This is a genomic window from Fluviibacter sp., from assembly GCF_057744235.1.
Genome location: NZ_JBIJFP010000005.1, coordinates 47,510 through 62,844, shown reverse-complemented (window position 1 = coordinate 62,844; position 15,335 = coordinate 47,510). Strand labels below are relative to the sequence as shown.

Here is a 15,335-nt window from a genome sequence, read left to right as displayed (position 1 = left end):
TATGGATGGTTTGCTTGCACTCTATATCTTCATGCTCGCGGCATTTACCGGTTACGAGATCATCTCCAAGGTTCCGGTGATCCTGCACACCCCACTGATGTCCGGTTCAAACTTTATTCATGGTGTGGTGGTCGTGGGCGCCATGATTGCCCTAGGACAGGCTGAAACGGTTCTCGAGCAGGCCATCGGCTTCTTTGCCGTTGCCTTAGGCGCGGCTAACGCTGCTGGCGGCTATGTGGTGACCGAACGTATGCTCGGTATGTTCAAGAAAAAGGAGGGCGCATAAATGTCACTCCCGATCACTGTACAAGGTGCGTGGCTCATCGGCGCCATTCTTTTCATCGTCGGCTTGAAAGGCATGAGCTCACCCGTTAGCGCCCGCAAGGGGATTGTCTGGGCAGGCTACGGCATGCTGGTCGCCATCGCAGGTACCTTCCTCATCCCAGGTTTGCAGAATATTGCGTTGATGCTCGCTGCACTTCTCATCGGTGGTGCTGCCGCATGGCTCTCTGGCAAAAAAGTCCAGATGACTGACATGCCGCAGATGGTGGCCATCTACAACGGCATGGGGGGCGGTGCCGCAGCGGCCATCGCCGCGATTGAATTTGCCCGCGGCGATGTGCACTCGACCATCGTGACACTGCTGGCGGTCATTGGCGCCCTGATCGGTGCCGTATCCTTCACAGGTTCCTGCGTGGCATGGGCAAAATTACAAGGTGTTCTTAAAAAAGCACACCGCCTACCGGCACAAAATACGGTCAACGTTGTACTCGCCGGTATTGCCCTCCTTCTAGGTGCAGCCATGGTGTTGATGGCACCTGCACAACCGGAATTGATCTATGCCTTCTTTATCGTCGCTTTGGCGCTGGGTCTGATTGTCACGCTCCCTATCGGTGGCGCCGACATGCCTGTGGTGATTTCACTCTTCAATGCCTTTACCGGGCTGGCGGTTGGCTTTGAAGGCTATGTGCTGGGCAACCCGGCGCTCATCATTGCCGGCATTGTGGTCGGCGCAGCCGGGACTCTCCTCACCCAGTTGATGGCCAAAGCCATGAATCGCCCACTCACCAACATCCTGTTCACGCCGATCACGGGTAGCGGCGATGGTGGTCAGGCGATCGATGGCACCATGAAAGAAGTCAGCGCCATGGATGCAGCAGCTATGATGCGATATGCCAGCAAAGTGATCATCATCCCGGGTTACGGGATGGCGGTCGCGCATGCCCAGCATAAGGTCTGGGAAATGACCGCCCTTCTGGAAGAGGCTGGCGTTGAAGTCAAATTTGCCATTCATCCCGTGGCAGGGCGTATGCCCGGTCATATGAACGTCCTGCTCGCCGAAGCCGGTGTGCCGTACGACAAGATCTTTGACCTGGAAGAAATCAACGGGGAATTCCCCCAATGTGATGTCGCCTTGGTCATTGGCGCTAATGATGTCGTTAACCCGATTGCTCGCACGGACAAATCCAGCCCCATCTACGGTATGCCGATTCTGGATGCTGACCTGGCCCAGAATGTGATTGTGATCAAACGTGGCAAGGGAGCGGGCTATTCCGGCGTGGAAAATGCACTGTTCTATACGGATAATTGCCGCATGCTCTACGGCGATGCTCAACCAATGGCCGGAGAAATCATCCAGCATCTGAAAACGCTGTCCTAGACATGTATTCGAAAAACATAGTGCACTGCGGGATACTATGTTTAATTCTGAATCGACTGAACCACGTTGTGATTTACGTGGTATAAATTGATTTCACAATAGGCAGGTTCAAAGCCTGATTGCTTACTCAGCACACGAGGAGACAACCATGAAAAAAATCATCGCCGGCATCGCTCTGGCCGCAGTATCAGTGACCGCTTTTGCACAAACCGCCGCACCCGAAAAGCTGCGGATCATCGGTGAGAGCAAAGAATTTGTGATCCAGACCAAAAAAGGCCCTTATACGATCACACGTACCATGACCTCTTGCGCTAAAAATGCCGGTTGGCTGCAGCCACTGATTCCGCAAAAGGGTGTGACGCCAATTACGGAAATCGAAATACTGGAAGGCATGAACGACAAGGATGTACTTATTGTTGACATGCGCGAACCGGACGACCGCGTCAAGGGTACGATCCCCAACACCTATCATATCCCTTACACGCAGGTTGCTACCCGTATGGATGAGCTGGGCTGCACCAAGAAAGCTGCCAAGTGGGACTGCAGCAAAGCCAAGAAAGTCTACGCATTCTGTAATGGCCCTGTTTGCCCACAGAGCCCCACAGCGATTGCTGCTATGACCCGTGATGGCTTCCCGGTGAATAAGATTTATTACTATCGTGGCGGCATGCTGGATTGGGCGGCTCTGGGCTTCCCGATTGTTGAAGGTGACTTCTGATCTTTGCCTGAATACTTTTCAGCCAAGCGGATCTTCGGATCCGCTTTTTTATTTGTCGAATGCCCCACGTCCGGACAGCCAACGCTCCAGATTGGCAAGCGGTAGATAACCCTGCACGAGCCGGCCATCAGCGCCAATGGTCGTGGGTGTCAGATAGATATCGTACTTCTTGCCAAAGCGCATATTGTCTGCAATGGGATTAGCACAGGGTGCTGCAGCAAATCGCGCATGACGTTCATGCATTGCAACAAGCAGATGATTCAGCCGATCTGCGTTCGTATTTCCTGAACACCAGAGTTCAATCGATCGGGCCATGCTTTTAGTATCAAGGGGCATAAGAAAACGGTAGATTGTTACGTTGTCGACCTTTTGCAGCGTTTTCTCATACTTGCGGCAATACCCACATTCCGGTTCCGTAAAGACGGCAATCTTGCGGGACCCATCACCCCGAACCTCCTTCACGGCGTCAGCAAGGTGTAAGGCTTGCCAGTTGAAATACGGTATGTCGGATAATGAATTATCCGATCCAAAAGTGTATCCATGCACGCCAATAAAAAAAGCAAAGCCCAACAGAATTTTTTTCACAAAGGTTTCACCCGAAAACGTGACAAATATATTGCATCGCAAGATGTTAAAAGGCAATACGTTGAGTATAGTGCAATATAATCTATTTCTCACTTAATCAATTTCCGATGGGCACAAGGAGTGGCAATGGCAAAACAAGATGAGCTGACCCCGATCGAGACGCCGGAAGGTCTCCAGAAACCGGGGCGAATCCAGAAAGCGCCAGAGAATTTTCTGACACCGACCGAAGTCGAACAGGTCACCAAAGGTCGCCGTGACTTTCTGCGCGGCTCATTTATGGCGGCGGTGGCTGCCGCGGTAACCGGTCGTACTGCCTTTGCCCACGCTGGCTCCGGACTGGTCGACGCCCAATCGGGCGACCCGTATATTCTACAACCGCAAACCTGGGCAACTACGCTCGGCAAGGGCGTTGCCACCGCTCCTTACGGCCTGCCCTCTAAATTTGAATCCGAAGTTATTCGTCGCCCAAGCCCCGGTTTGACGCAAACCACACAGTCTAGTGTGTCGTTCTCGCCACTGCAGAGCATGTTCGGCATCATCACGGCCTCGGGTCTGCACTTCGAACGCCACCATCAGGGCTGGTACGACATTGATCCGTCTATGCATCGCCTGATGGTCAACGGCTCTAGCCCTGAGTTCGTGAAAAAGCCCAAGGTCTACACGATGGACGACATCATGCGTATGCCATTCGTGTCGCGCATCCACTTCATTGAGTGTGGTGCTAATACGGGGATGGAATGGGGCAACGTTGCCGTGCCGACTGTGCAATATACCCACGGCATGCTGTCCTGTAGCGAATTCACTGGTGTGCCGCTTCGTCTGTTGCTGGAAGACTGCGGCGCCGACATGACCAAGAAATTTGTGCTGGCCGAAGGGGCTGATGGCTCGGCCATGACCCGTACCATTCCGATGGAAATGGTTCTGAATGACGAAGTCATCGTTGCATATGGCATGAACGGTGAAATGCTACGCCCGGAAAACGGTTATCCGCTGCGTCTGGTGGTGCCGGGTGTTCAAGGTGTTTCGTGGGTCAAGTGGCTGCGTCGTATCGAAGTCGGTGATCAGCCGTATGCCACCAAAGACGAAGCCGTCCACTACATTGATTTGTTGCCGGACGGCCAGCATCGCCAGTACACCTCGATTCAGGAGTGTAAGTCCGTCATCTGTACCCCGTCGGGTGGTCAGAAAATGCTGGAAAAGGGTTACTACACCATTTCCGGTCTGGCCTGGTCGGGACGCGGCAAGATCAAGCAGGTGGATGTCTCTACCGATGGCGGCATCAACTGGAAGCGCGCGAAGCTTGAAACCCCGATTCAGTCCAAAGCACTGACGCGCTTCAGCCTGCCCTGGAACTGGGATGGCAAAACCGCCATCCTGCAATCGCGTGCTGTGGATGACACCGGTTACGTTCAGCCGTCTTATGGTCAGTTACGTGCCGTACGCGGCACCCGTTCGATCTATCACAACAATGCCATCCAGTCCTGGGGTGTCGCTGAAAACGGAGATGTGAGCAATGTTCAAGTTCTCTAATGCCATGAAGCCCGCATTTGCGCTGGCCCTCGTGCCACTACTGTTCGCCACCCAGGCAACTGCCGCTGACAACTATGCAGGTGTGGGCCGTGCGGCGACCCCGGCCGAAGTCAAAGCGTGGGATATTGACGTGCGCCCAGATTTCAAGGGCCTGCCCAAAGGATCGGGTAGCGTCGAACAAGGTCAGGTGATCTGGGAAAATAAATGTGCCAGCTGTCATGGCACGTTTGGTGAAAACAACACCGTCTTTACCCCATTGGTTGGTGGCACAACCAAGGACGACGTCAAAACCGGTAATGTCGCTAATCTGAAGCGCAACGACTATCCGGGCCGCACGACCATCATGAAGGTCTCGTCACTGTCGACCTTGTGGGATTACATTCACCGCGCCATGCCCTGGAATGCCCCCAAGACACTGAGCGACGACGAGGTCTATGCCGTCCTGGCCTATCTGCTGAATCTGGCCGAAGTGGTGCCTGACGACTTTACCCTCAGCGACAGTAATATCAAGGATGTGCAGAAGCTGATGCCTAACCGCAATGGCATGGTACGCAAGCACGCCATGTGGCCTGGTAAATCGGGTCTGGTGACCGCAACTCCGCCGGATACCAAGAACACCACCTGTATGACTAACTGCAAGCCGGCCGCCAAGGTCAGCTCGACACTGCCGGATTATGCCCAGACTTCGCACGGTGAACTGGCACCGCAGTTCCGTCCTTTCGGCCAGACCCGTGGCCAGGGCTCGGCCGGTGGTGCTGCCGCTAAACCGGCGCATAATCCGGATTACGCACTTGCTGAAAAGTCAGGCTGTCTGGCCTGCCATGGCATCAACCAGAAAATTGTCGGCCCCGGCTTCAATGAAGTCGCCAACAAGTACAAGGGTCAGGATGCCACCAGCAAGCTCGTGACCAAGGTCAAGAATGGCGGTGCGGGCGTATGGGGTTCCATGCCGATGCCGCCACAGACTGACCTGAAAGATTCGGACGCACAGGCACTGGTCAAGTGGATCCTGTCCGGTGCACCGACGCAGTAACCTTTTTATTCGCAGTAACCCATAGGAGATTGGAATGAACACCAACACTACACGTTTCGACCGCCGTCAGATTCTCAAAGCTGCCGGCGGCCTGGGCATCATGGCCTTCGGTGCCGCGATGTCGCCAATGGCTTTTGCTGCCTGGAACAAGGCTGCTTTTGAAGCTAAAACTCTGAGCGATACCTACAGTGCTCTGGGCGCCGGTTCACCGAGCAACAGTGGCGATGTCCAGATCGTTGCTTCGGATATCGCTGAAAACGGTGCCGTCGTGCCGATCCAGGCTATCAGCAAGCTGGCCAACACCGAACAGATCTCGATTCTGGTTGAAAAGAACCCGAGTGCCCTGGTTGCCCTGTTCAACCTCACACCGGACACCCTTCCGGAAGTCACCACCCGTATCAAGATGGGTCAAACCTCGAACGTGACTGTTCTGGTCAAGGCTGGCGGCAAGTACTACACCGCCACCAAGGAAATCAAGGTCACGCTGGGCGGCTGCGGCGGTTAATCCCCTGCTCTGACACCATCAATTAAAGATAACTGGAGATAGACATGGCAAATCCGATGAAAATCCGCGCTGCAAACAAAGACGGCGTGACTGAAATCAAGATCCTCATGAACCACGAAATGGAAACCGGTCAGCGCAAGGATTCGTCCGGTGCAGTGATTCCGGCCTGGTTCATTAATGAAGTCAAAGTTGAACTGGCTGGCAAGAATGTTATGACCGCTGAATGGGGTCCGTCGGTTTCGAAGAACCCGTACGTAGCGTTCAAGGTCAAGGGTGGCAAAGCTGGTGACAAGGTTGTTTGCACCTGGACCGATAACAAGGGCGATAAGCGTACGGACGAAGCGACCGTTTCGTAATCGACCATCGACCCTGAAAACCCAGATCACAAAAAAACAGAGAGGGGAGACACCCATGCGTTCTCAACATATGAAGGCCACGCTGCTTGCAGCAGCGGCCGTCTTTGCTGTCGGAGCCCAGGCTCAGGACAACACCACCGCCGGCATTGAGGCATATCGCGAAGCCCTGCAGGATGGCAACCCCGCCGACCTGTACGTGGATTCGGGCGCTGAAATCTGGAAGAAGAAGGCAGGCCCGAAAGATGCCTCTCTGGAAAAATGTGATCTGGGTCTTGGCCCGGGCAAGGTCAAAGGTGCCTATGCCCAGCTGCCGCGCTATTTTAAAGACACCAATAAAGTTCAGGATCTCGAATCCCGGCTGCTGACCTGCATGGAAAAGCTGCAGGGGGTGGACACCACCGAGATTGTCAAAGCCTCCTTCACCTCACCGAAAAAAGCAGATCTGGTGGCGCTTTCAGCTTACGTCTCTTCGGAGTCCAAAGGTATGAAGGTTAAGGTCTCTCTGGCCCACCCGAAAGAAAAACAGATGTATGACTTGGGTCGCCGCTTATTCTATTTCGAATCCGGCCCTTATGATTTTGCCTGCGCCACCTGTCACGGACAGGAAGGCAAGCGTATCCGCCTGCAGGATCTGCCCTACATTCCGAGTGCCGAAGGTGCAGCCAAAGGTTGGACAACCTGGCCGGCTTACCGCGTCAGCTCTGGCCAGATGTGGAGCATGCAATGGCGTATTAACGACTGTTTCCGTCAACAACGTTTCCCCGAACCGATCTACGCATCGGATGTGACGATTGCCATTTCCTCGTTTATGGCTGGCAATTCGAATGGTGCGGTCATGCAGACCCCCGGTATCAAGCGCTAAGGAGACCGTGATGATGACGATGAATAAGAAAACCGTGGTCGCACTCTCGCTGCTGACGACCATTTCCGCTGGTTCGGCCTTCGCTGCACCGCCCGCCATGCCCAAAGATGGCTCTTGGGGCCTGGGCGCTGGCGACGCCAGCTTTGATGCCATGATGCAAAGTAGCTTCCAGGCGAAAGGCATTGCCAAGCTGGATCGCCTGAATCAGGATGCGACACAGAAGCTGTGTTCCAACCCGTTCACAGCCTATAGCGAGAAAAACGCTGCACTGCGCGATAAGCTGCAGGCAGAAAATCAGGCTTCCATCAAATATCCGGCTGACGGCAAAATGATGGGCGACTGGAAAAAAGGCGAGAAAATTGCCCAGAGTGGCCGTGGCCTGACCTGGACCGACAAGGCTGACACGGTTAACGGTGGCAACTGTTACAACTGCCACCAGATCACCAAGGAAGAGCTCTCCTACGGCACCATCGGCCCAAGCCTGTATAACTACGGCAAACTCCGCGGCAACTCGGAAGACATTATCAAATATACGTGGGGCAAGATTTATAACGCCAAGGCGACCAATCTATGTTCCCTGATGCCGCGTGCGGGCGCTATGGGTATTCTGTCCGAAGCAGAGATTCGTGACTTGGTAGCTCTGCTGCTGGATCCTGAGTCGCCCGTTAACAAGTAAATCAGCAAGCCGTTCAAAAAAATCGCCGGAGATTACCGAAGATGGATCGTCGTTCTTTTTTGCAGCTGCTGGCCGCAGCCGCTGCTTCGGGCATGGCCCTCCCCACCCGTGATGCACAGGCTGAAACTGCCGCTGCCAGCTATTATGAAGCTCCCGCTTTCGGCAACGTCTCTCTACTTCACATCACGGACTGCCACGCCCAGCTGAACCCAATCTATTTCCGTGAACCCAATGTCAACCTGGGCATTGGCAGCATGCGGGGCCAAGTCCCGCATCTGGTCGGTGATTATTTCCTGAATCACTTCAACTTCAAGGCCAACACCCTCGACGCCCACGCGTTTACCTATCTGGATTTCGAGAAGCTGGCCCGTATTTACGGCAAGGTGGGCGGCTTCGCCCACCTGTCGACCCTGGTCAAAAAAGTCCGGGCCAACCGGCCGGGCGCCCTGCTCCTTGATGGTGGTGATACCTGGCAGGGTTCCGGCACGGCCCTATGGACCGACGCCCAGGATATGGTGGATGCCGCCAAGCTGCTCGGCGTTGACATCATGACCCTACACTGGGAATGTACCTACGGCGCAGATCGCGTTCTGGAAATTTCCAACAAGGATTTTGCGGGCCACATTGACATCGTGGCCCAGAACATCAAGACGGCCGACTTCGGCGATCAGGTGTTCAAGCCCTACGCCATGCGTGAGGTTAATGGCACCAAAGTGGCCGTCATCGGCCAGGCCTTCCCCTATACCCCCATTGCCAACCCGCGTTACTTTGTGCCTGACTGGACCTTCGGTATCCAGGAAGAAAACATGCAGGCCATGGTGGACGAAGCTCGTGGTAAGGGTGCCAAAGTGGTTGTGGTGATTTCCCACAACGGCATGGACGTTGACCTCAAGATGGCCTCCCGCGTGCGCGGCATCGACGCCATCTTCGGCGGCCACACCCACGATGGTGTGCCGAAGCCGACCCTTGTCCAGAACCCGGGTGGCAAAACCCTGGTCATGAACGCCGGCTCCAATGGCAAGTATCTGGGCGTACTGGATCTGGATGTGCGCGATGGTCGTATCGCCGATTACCGCTACCGCCTGATGCCAGTCTTCTCGAACCTCCTGCCGGCTGATCCGGCCATGGATCAGATGATCAAGAAGATTCGTGCCCCTTACATCGAAAAACTGGACGAAAAACTCGCAGTCTCCGAAGGATTGCTCTACCGCCGCGGCAACTTCAACGGGAGCTTCGATCAACTCATTCTGAACGCGCTGATGCAGGAAAAGAATGCCGAAATGGCTTTCTCGCCGGGCTTCCGCTGGGGCACCACGGTACTGCCGGGAGAATCCATCACCATGGAACATGTGCTGGACCAGACCGCGATTACCTACCCCTATGTCACCGTCTCCAACCTGACTGGTGCGCAGATCAAGGAAATCATGGAAGACGTCTGTGACAACCTATTTAACCCGGACCCCTACTATCAGCAGGGTGGCGACATGGTTCGCGTCGGCGGCATGCAGTACACTTGTGACCCATCGGCCAAGGCGGGTCAGCGCATCACCAATATGCGTCTGAACGGCAAACTGATCGATGCCAGCAAAAAGTACAAGGTTGCCGGTTGGGCACCCGTTGCGGAAGAGTCTCGCGGCATGGCCGGCGAGCCGATCTGGGACGTGGTGGCCAAAAACCTGCGCAGCAAGAAAAACATCAAGCCGGTGCAGATTAATCAGCCGACACTGAAGAATGTGTCCGGCAACCCTGGTATCGAGGCCTACAACAAGTTCTGATCCTCAAGGAGTCATTCATGCAAACCACCCTGTTCCGCTTCAAAACTCTGTTAATCGGCCTGGTGCTCTCGGCGAGCACGACACTGGCCATGGCGGCGGACAAGGTGGTTTATCATGTGGATGATACGGCCACTCAGGCAACCCGCACCCTGCGCAGCCTGCGCAACCACCTGGATGTCGCACCCAAGACCAAAATCACGGTGGTTGCCCTGGGTGATGGGGTGGAATTCCTCATCGAGGGAGCGCGTGACGACAAGAACAATCTGGAGTACGCTTCGCTGGTCTCTGATCTGAAAACCCGTGGCGTCGACTTCGAAGTCTGCGAGCTGACGATCGAGAAGAAAAACATCGATAAATCCAAGTTCGTTCTTGAAGCCACGTTCACCAAATCAGGCGTGGTTCGCATTACCGAACTTCAGAACCAGAAGCGTTTCGCCTACATCAAACCATGAATTTTGAAGCATTGATAACCCAGTTCGGAGAAGAATATCTGCTCCTGCTGGGCGGTTTAGTTATTGGCATTATTTTTGGCCTTGCAGCACAGCAATCGCGTTTTTGCCTACGTGCAGCCACCATGGAGGTCGCTCATGGTCAACCGGGCAACCGGCTTGCCATCTGGCTGGTCACCTTCTCTATTGCTCTGATCACGACGCAGCTGCTGATCATTGGCGGCTTTTTCGACACCAACGGCCTGCGTCAGTTCAGTAACCGTGGCTCCCTCTCGGGTGCCATCATCGGCGGACTGCTCTTCGGCATTGGCATGGCACTCAGCCGCGCCTGTTCCGGCCGTATGCTGATCCTGACCGGCGGCGGCAATCTGCGCGCCCTGCTGACAGGTCTAGTCTTTGCCGTTGCTGCCCAGGCATCGCTCGAAGGGATTTTGGCACCGTTGCGTAGCGAAATCGGCAGCTGGTGGACCATCGACGGTCCTTCCCGTAATCTGATCGGTGTTACCGGTATTGGCAACTGGGGCGCATTGGCCTTCAGTATGGCTTGGCTGGTTCTGGGTGTCTACATGGTTCGTAAACATGCTGTCAGCGCCTACACGGTGATCATGGGCACGGTGGTCGGCATCATGATCGCAGCAGCTTGGTGGTTTAACTTCGGTGTGGCCTCAAGTTCCTTTGAAGTGATTCCGGTGCATTCGCTCAGTTTTGCGTCACCGACCTCTGACACGCTGATGTATTTCCTGTCGCCCCCCGGGGGTGCCCTCAGTTTTGATCTCGGTCTGATCCCGGGTGTCCTTCTAGGGGCCATGGCAGGTTCGGTTTTTGGCCGCACCTTCAAGTTGGAAGGCTTCCATGACCCGCGCACCATGATCCGCTACATGATCGGTGGCTGCTTCATGGGCTTCGGTGCCATTTTGGCCGGTGGCTGTGCCATTGGGGCCGGTGTTTCCGGTGCCTCGGTTTTTGCAATCACCGCATGGCTGACACTCTGGTCAATCTGGCTGGGCGCTGTCATCACCGATATCGTCGTTGATCGCTGGTTATTCAAGAAGCAACCCACCTAAAGGAAGTCACCATGGATAAGCCCTCATCGCTGACACGTCGCACCTTCATTTTGGGTATGCTGACGACCGGTTATGCGTTGGCGGCTTCCCCTGTGGCGGACAACATTGTCCGGACAGATACTACCGGCCTGACGGCCGGCCCCATCGAGATTCCCACCGCTACCGGCAAAATTCCCGGTTATTACGCCCGGCCGAGCAAAGCAGGTCGTTATCCGGTCGTCCTGGTCATCCATGAGGCCTTTGGGGTTCACGAGCATGTTCAGGATATCTGCCGACGTTATGCCAAAGCCGGGTATGTAGCGGTGGCACCCGAATTGTTTGTACGACAAGGTGATGTGACCAAACACACCGAAGTTGTCACGATTTTCAACGAAGTGATTTCCAAGGTACCAGATGAACAGGTCAATAGCGACCTGGATGCCACCCTCGCCTATGCCCGCAAGAACCTACAGGGCCACAAATCGCTAGTCGGTGCCGTAGGCTACTGCTGGGGAGGCCGCGCCGTCTGGGAATATGCCTATCATAACCCCAAACTGACTGCGGGTCTGGCTTATTACGGCCGGGTGGAGGGCATGGTGTCCGACGAACGTCCGCTGGATCCGGTGGACTTCGGCTCGGAACTCAAAGTCCCCGTGCTCGGCTTATATGCCGAAAAAGACACCAGCATCAGCCTGGAGTCCGTTGCCCGCATGCAGGCCGAACTCAAGAAATCAGGCAGCGGCTCGGAAATTGTTGTGCTACCTGGCGTTGGTCACGCTTTTAATGCCGACTATCGCGCAAACTACAACAAAGCCGCCGCAGAAAAAGCCTGGGAACTCGGTATCGCCTGGTTCCGCAAATACGGCATGCCGAGTGTCTGATACCGCATTGAAACCCCAGAAAACGCCATGATTCTCGACGCCAACGGCCGATCTTTCCAGTATTTGCGTTTGTCCATCACGGACGTGTGCAACTACCGGTGCAGCTATTGCCTGCCGAATGGCTATGTTGAAGAGGTGCCGCGCCACTTCCTCGAGATCCATGAAATACGTCACCTGGTCACCGGCTTTGCCGAACTGGGCCTCTGGAAAGTGCGACTCACCGGTGGTGAACCCACAGTACGTAAAGACTTTGCCGAAATTGCCGCCACGGTTTCGGCCATTCCGGGCATTCGCAAAGTCGCTACCACCACCAACGGCTACCAGTTGGCCAAGCATGCCCAACTCTGGCGCGATGCCGGCATCAGTGCCATCAATGTCAGTATCGATTCGCTCGACCCGGACAATTTCCACCAGATTACCGGTATGGATCATCTGGAACGCGTCCTAGCCGGTGTCGATGCCGCCGAAGCCGCGGGTTTTGAAGACATCAAGATCAACACCGTACTACTCAAGAATCTGAACCACCATGAGCTGGACCGCTTCCTTGACTTCGTCAAAGGCCGCCGCATTTCGTTGCGCTTTATCGAGCTCATGGAAACCGGTGACAACCGTGCGTATTTCGAGCGTCACCACCTGAGTGCCGATCACATCATCCACGCCCTCCATGAACGTGGCTGGTCACCCGTCGCACGAAGCGTTGCTGCGGGTCCAGCGCAGGAATTCAGCCATCCCGAACATCTCGGAAAAATCGGCATCATTGCCCCGTATGCCAAGGATTTCTGCCAGACCTGTAACCGCCTACGCGTCACAGCCCGTGGTGACCTGCGTCTCTGCCTGTTTGGTGACGGTGGCCACAATCTGCGCCCGCTGCTGCAAAGCGCTGATCAGAAAGCCGAATTGCAACGGAGCATCACGTCTCTACTCCAGCAAAAGGCATCTACGCATCTCCTGCACTTCCATCAGTCCGGCGCCACAAAGAATCTATCTGCGCTGGGCGGCTAAGCCTTAAGCCCACACTATGACTACCCAAGCGTTCTCCATGATTGACGTTGGCGCCAAGCAGCCGACGAACCGTATTGCCGTTGCCACAGGCATCATCCATGTCGGCCACGCCGCCTTTGCATTGATCCGTGACCGGCAACTCCCCAAGGGCGACGTCCTGACGCTGGCTGAAATTGCCGGCATTCAAGGTGCCAAGAATGCCAGTCAGCTCATGCCGCTCTGCCACCCGATGGGCCTGGATCATGTGAGCGTGCGGACAGCGCTGGATGAGGCCACAGCTACTGTCCGCGTGTACTGTACGGCACGGACCTGTGCTAAAACCGGTGTAGAGATGGAAGCGCTCGCTGGCGTCAATGCCGCATTGCTCACCATCTGGGATCTCACCAAAATGGTGGAAGCGGATCTTTGCATCTCCGACATCCGGCTACTGGCCAAAGTGGGGGGCAAATCCGGTTGCTGGCTGAATCCGGAAGCCGCGCTGATTCCCGCCTGGGTGATCGACCTGGTCCAACCCCCCATCAAATCCGTGCTTGCCGGTATTCAGGCCGAGGTGATTGTGCTCAGTGACCGTGCTTCGAGCGGAGTCTACGAAGATAAATCCGGTCCTATGGCCCGCCAGCTTCTCGAGGCCGTCGGTGCCAACGTCGCGGCTGTTACCGTTATTCCCGATGAACCGGCCGCGCTGCAGGCAGCCATCCGCAGCATCAAGGACTCTGGTCAATCCCGCCTGATCATTACCTCCGGTGGTACCGGCGTTTCCGGACGCGACAGCACCCCGGAAAGCGTGGCCGCCATTGCTGACAAAACTATTCCCGGTATTGGCGAGCTCCTGAGAAGCTCCGGTGCGGCATTCACGCCCTTGAGCTGGAGCAGCCGCGCCATCGGAGCCACCCTCGGCAATGTCCTCATTGTTACCCTGCCCGGTAGCCCGAAGGCCGTTAAAGAGGGACTGGATGTTTTGTGCCCGCTGATGAAACATCTGCTGACGATTATCGAGGATATCCGCTGATGCTGCCGTACCTTGAAGCCCTCCGGATTATTCGCGAGGCGGCAACAGCACCGGCATCCACGATTCTGGCAACCCACCAGGCATTACATCGTGTGCTGGCCGAAGATTTTTCTGCCCCGTTTGCGGTACCGCGTTTCGACAACTCCAGCATGGATGGCTTTGCCCTTCGCGCAGCAGATACCCAGGGGGCGAGTGAACAAACCCCCCTGACGATTCCCGTACTGCGTGCGCTAGCCGCTGGTGACTCGGCTGGCAGTAATCAGCCGGGTCATGCCGTCGAGATTATGACCGGTGCCGCCATGCCGCAGCTCGCGGATGCCGTCATCCCGATCGAGAATGTCACCCCCCTTTGTGATGCCGCTGGTCATGTCACCCATATTCGGATCACGCAACCTGTACCGCTCAATGACAACGTGCGCTTTGCCGGTGAAGACTTCAGTGCCGGCCAAGAGCTCATGCGTGCAGGCACCCGCCTCACGCCGGCTCACCTTGCGATTTTGTATGCCACAGGAACGACACAGCTTCGTGTCCTTGAGACCCCCACGGTCAGCATCTTCACCACCGGCAAGGAAGTCTCAGATGACTACGATCAGCCACTCGGTCCTTCGCAGATCTACAACTCAAATACACCGTATCTGATCGCAGCACTACAGACCATAAGTCTACCGGCGGTCTGCGCCGGCCATATTGGTGATGACGAACAGAAGTTCCGTGACATGCTGGCCTCGCAGATACAGGCCCGCATTCTGGTCAGCTCAGGTGCCGTATCCAAAGGCAAATGGGACTTCATCCCCGCCGTTCTCAAAGAGCTGGGTGCAGAAATTCTGTTCCACCGGGTGGCAATTAAACCTGGTAAACCAATACTCTTTGCCCGCATGCCGGATGGCCGTTATTTCTTCGGTCTGCCGGGCAACCCGATCTCAGCAGCTATCGGTCTGCGCTTTTTCATGATGCCACTCATTCGCAAACTGCTGAATCTGCCCGACGAACAGCCTAGCTTCGCCCGATTGAGCGCCCCCTATGTGAAGAAGGGCCCGCTCCGTCTGTTCCTCAAAGCCCGAACACAGAACATGGCGGATGGCTGTACCTCGGTGGAGATCCTGTCCGGTCAGGAATCCTTCAAAATTGCGCCACTGCTGCAAACCAATGCCTGGGCCGTCTTTGATGAGACACCGGGTGAGATGAGTGCAGGTCAACCGGTGATGTTTTACCCCACAGCCCTGCTCGCCAGCCACGCCTAAACCTGCTCGA

17 protein-coding genes are annotated in these 15,335 nt (G+C 55.6%); 16 read left to right on the top strand and 1 reads right to left on the bottom strand.

Translation table 11 applies throughout. The features are described from left to right. The first annotated feature begins 1 nt into the window (after position 1). The 3 genes from AC3GOJ_RS04590 to AC3GOJ_RS04580 all read left to right on the top strand — a co-directional run bounded on the left by AC3GOJ_RS04590 (position 2) and on the right by AC3GOJ_RS04580 (position 2,378). Positions 2–286 carry an NAD(P) transhydrogenase subunit alpha part 2 gene (locus AC3GOJ_RS04590; protein WP_488236287.1) on the top strand — a complete coding sequence of 95 codons (285 nt, stop codon included), beginning with the start codon at positions 2–4 and terminating at the stop codon, positions 284–286. Then, on the top strand, positions 287–1,660 hold the full coding sequence (locus AC3GOJ_RS04585) for an NAD(P)(+) transhydrogenase (Re/Si-specific) subunit beta (protein WP_488236286.1): 1,374 nt from the start codon (positions 287–289) through the stop codon (positions 1,658–1,660). 148 nt (positions 1,661–1,808) lie between these two features. Beyond that, positions 1,809–2,378, top strand: coding sequence for a rhodanese-like domain-containing protein (locus AC3GOJ_RS04580; RefSeq protein WP_488236285.1), 570 nt, complete (start codon positions 1,809–1,811; stop codon positions 2,376–2,378). 48 nt (positions 2,379–2,426) lie between these two features. Here the strand turns inward: AC3GOJ_RS04580 and AC3GOJ_RS04575 are convergent, their stop codons facing one another. Then, positions 2,427–2,963 carry a DsbC family protein gene (locus AC3GOJ_RS04575; RefSeq protein WP_488236284.1) on the bottom strand — a complete coding sequence of 179 codons (537 nt, stop codon included), beginning with the start codon at positions 2,961–2,963 and terminating at the stop codon, positions 2,427–2,429. 126 nt (positions 2,964–3,089) lie between these two features. On the opposite strand from AC3GOJ_RS04575, the gene soxC reads away from it, so the two are divergent. The 13 genes from soxC to AC3GOJ_RS04510 are packed head-to-tail and all read left to right on the top strand — an operon-like array spanning position 3,090 to position 15,325. Next, on the top strand, positions 3,090–4,493 hold the full coding sequence (gene soxC, locus AC3GOJ_RS04570; RefSeq protein ID WP_488236283.1) for a sulfite dehydrogenase: 1,404 nt from the start codon (positions 3,090–3,092) through the stop codon (positions 4,491–4,493). After that, the gene (locus AC3GOJ_RS04565) at positions 4,477–5,526 is read left to right on the top strand and encodes a c-type cytochrome (RefSeq protein ID WP_488236282.1); all 1,050 of its coding nucleotides are present in this window, start codon (positions 4,477–4,479) and stop codon (positions 5,524–5,526) included. The genes soxC and AC3GOJ_RS04565 overlap by 17 nt, the downstream gene beginning before the upstream one ends. A 34-nt stretch (positions 5,527–5,560) precedes the next feature. Further along, on the top strand, positions 5,561–6,031 hold the full coding sequence (gene soxY / locus AC3GOJ_RS04560) for a thiosulfate oxidation carrier protein SoxY (protein ID WP_488236281.1): 471 nt from the start codon (positions 5,561–5,563) through the stop codon (positions 6,029–6,031). Between the two features lie 44 nt (positions 6,032–6,075). Continuing rightward, entirely contained in the window at positions 6,076–6,387 is a 312-nt protein-coding gene (gene soxZ, locus AC3GOJ_RS04555) for a thiosulfate oxidation carrier complex protein SoxZ (protein ID WP_488236280.1), read from the top strand. 55 nt (positions 6,388–6,442) lie between these two features. Next, entirely contained in the window at positions 6,443–7,249 is an 807-nt protein-coding gene (gene soxA / locus AC3GOJ_RS04550) for a sulfur oxidation c-type cytochrome SoxA (protein ID WP_488236279.1), read from the top strand. Positions 7,250–7,259: 10 nt separating this feature from the next. Beyond that, the gene (soxX, locus tag AC3GOJ_RS04545) at positions 7,260–7,925 is read left to right on the top strand and encodes a sulfur oxidation c-type cytochrome SoxX (RefSeq protein WP_488236278.1); all 666 of its coding nucleotides are present in this window, start codon (positions 7,260–7,262) and stop codon (positions 7,923–7,925) included. A gap of 41 nt (positions 7,926–7,966) precedes the next feature. Beyond that, entirely contained in the window at positions 7,967–9,700 is a 1,734-nt protein-coding gene (gene soxB, locus AC3GOJ_RS04540) for a thiosulfohydrolase SoxB (protein ID WP_488236277.1), read from the top strand. 17 nt (positions 9,701–9,717) lie between these two features. Next, positions 9,718–10,152 (top strand): DsrE family protein, encoded by a 435-nt coding sequence (locus AC3GOJ_RS04535; protein WP_488236276.1) that lies wholly within the window; start codon positions 9,718–9,720, stop codon positions 10,150–10,152. Further along, the gene (locus AC3GOJ_RS04530; RefSeq protein WP_488236275.1) at positions 10,149–11,213 is read left to right on the top strand and encodes a YeeE/YedE family protein; all 1,065 of its coding nucleotides are present in this window, start codon (positions 10,149–10,151) and stop codon (positions 11,211–11,213) included. Before AC3GOJ_RS04535 ends, AC3GOJ_RS04530 begins: the two co-directional genes overlap by 4 nt. Before the next feature lie 11 nt (positions 11,214–11,224). Beyond that, positions 11,225–12,073 carry a dienelactone hydrolase family protein gene (locus AC3GOJ_RS04525; protein ID WP_488236274.1) on the top strand — a complete coding sequence of 283 codons (849 nt, stop codon included), beginning with the start codon at positions 11,225–11,227 and terminating at the stop codon, positions 12,071–12,073. A 27-nt stretch (positions 12,074–12,100) separates the two neighbouring features. Next, positions 12,101–13,075, top strand: coding sequence for a GTP 3',8-cyclase MoaA (gene moaA / locus AC3GOJ_RS04520; RefSeq protein ID WP_488236273.1), 975 nt, complete (start codon positions 12,101–12,103; stop codon positions 13,073–13,075). Positions 13,076–13,091: 16 nt separating this feature from the next. Further along, the gene (gene moaCB / locus AC3GOJ_RS04515) at positions 13,092–14,084 is read left to right on the top strand and encodes a bifunctional molybdenum cofactor biosynthesis protein MoaC/MoaB (RefSeq protein ID WP_488236272.1); all 993 of its coding nucleotides are present in this window, start codon (positions 13,092–13,094) and stop codon (positions 14,082–14,084) included. Beyond that, positions 14,084–15,325 (top strand): molybdopterin molybdotransferase MoeA, encoded by a 1,242-nt coding sequence (locus AC3GOJ_RS04510; protein ID WP_488236271.1) that lies wholly within the window; start codon positions 14,084–14,086, stop codon positions 15,323–15,325. Before moaCB ends, AC3GOJ_RS04510 begins: the two co-directional genes overlap by 1 nt. Positions 15,326–15,335 lie beyond the last annotated feature (10 nt).

Excerpts from the sequence above, each read along its gene's own strand:
- AC3GOJ_RS04590 (WP_488236287.1), top strand. The coding sequence starts at position 2 with ATGGATGGTTTGCTTGCACTCTATATCTTCATGCTCGCGGCATTTACC.
- AC3GOJ_RS04585 (WP_488236286.1), top strand. The coding sequence starts at position 287 with ATGTCACTCCCGATCACTGTACAAGGTGCGTGGCTCATCGGCGCCATT.
- AC3GOJ_RS04580 (WP_488236285.1), top strand. The coding sequence starts at position 1,809 with ATGAAAAAAATCATCGCCGGCATCGCTCTGGCCGCAGTATCAGTGACC.
- soxC (WP_488236283.1), top strand. The coding sequence starts at position 3,090 with ATGGCAAAACAAGATGAGCTGACCCCGATCGAGACGCCGGAAGGTCTC.
- AC3GOJ_RS04565 (WP_488236282.1), top strand. The coding sequence starts at position 4,477 with ATGTTCAAGTTCTCTAATGCCATGAAGCCCGCATTTGCGCTGGCCCTC.
- soxY (WP_488236281.1), top strand. The coding sequence starts at position 5,561 with ATGAACACCAACACTACACGTTTCGACCGCCGTCAGATTCTCAAAGCT.
- soxZ (WP_488236280.1), top strand. The coding sequence starts at position 6,076 with ATGGCAAATCCGATGAAAATCCGCGCTGCAAACAAAGACGGCGTGACT.
- soxA (WP_488236279.1), top strand. The coding sequence starts at position 6,443 with ATGCGTTCTCAACATATGAAGGCCACGCTGCTTGCAGCAGCGGCCGTC.
- soxX (WP_488236278.1), top strand. The coding sequence starts at position 7,260 with ATGATGACGATGAATAAGAAAACCGTGGTCGCACTCTCGCTGCTGACG.
- soxB (WP_488236277.1), top strand. The coding sequence starts at position 7,967 with ATGGATCGTCGTTCTTTTTTGCAGCTGCTGGCCGCAGCCGCTGCTTCG.
- AC3GOJ_RS04535 (WP_488236276.1), top strand. The coding sequence starts at position 9,718 with ATGCAAACCACCCTGTTCCGCTTCAAAACTCTGTTAATCGGCCTGGTG.
- AC3GOJ_RS04530 (WP_488236275.1), top strand. The coding sequence starts at position 10,149 with ATGAATTTTGAAGCATTGATAACCCAGTTCGGAGAAGAATATCTGCTC.
- AC3GOJ_RS04525 (WP_488236274.1), top strand. The coding sequence starts at position 11,225 with ATGGATAAGCCCTCATCGCTGACACGTCGCACCTTCATTTTGGGTATG.
- moaA (WP_488236273.1), top strand. The coding sequence starts at position 12,101 with ATGATTCTCGACGCCAACGGCCGATCTTTCCAGTATTTGCGTTTGTCC.
- moaCB (WP_488236272.1), top strand. The coding sequence starts at position 13,092 with ATGACTACCCAAGCGTTCTCCATGATTGACGTTGGCGCCAAGCAGCCG.
- AC3GOJ_RS04510 (WP_488236271.1), top strand. The coding sequence starts at position 14,084 with ATGCTGCCGTACCTTGAAGCCCTCCGGATTATTCGCGAGGCGGCAACA.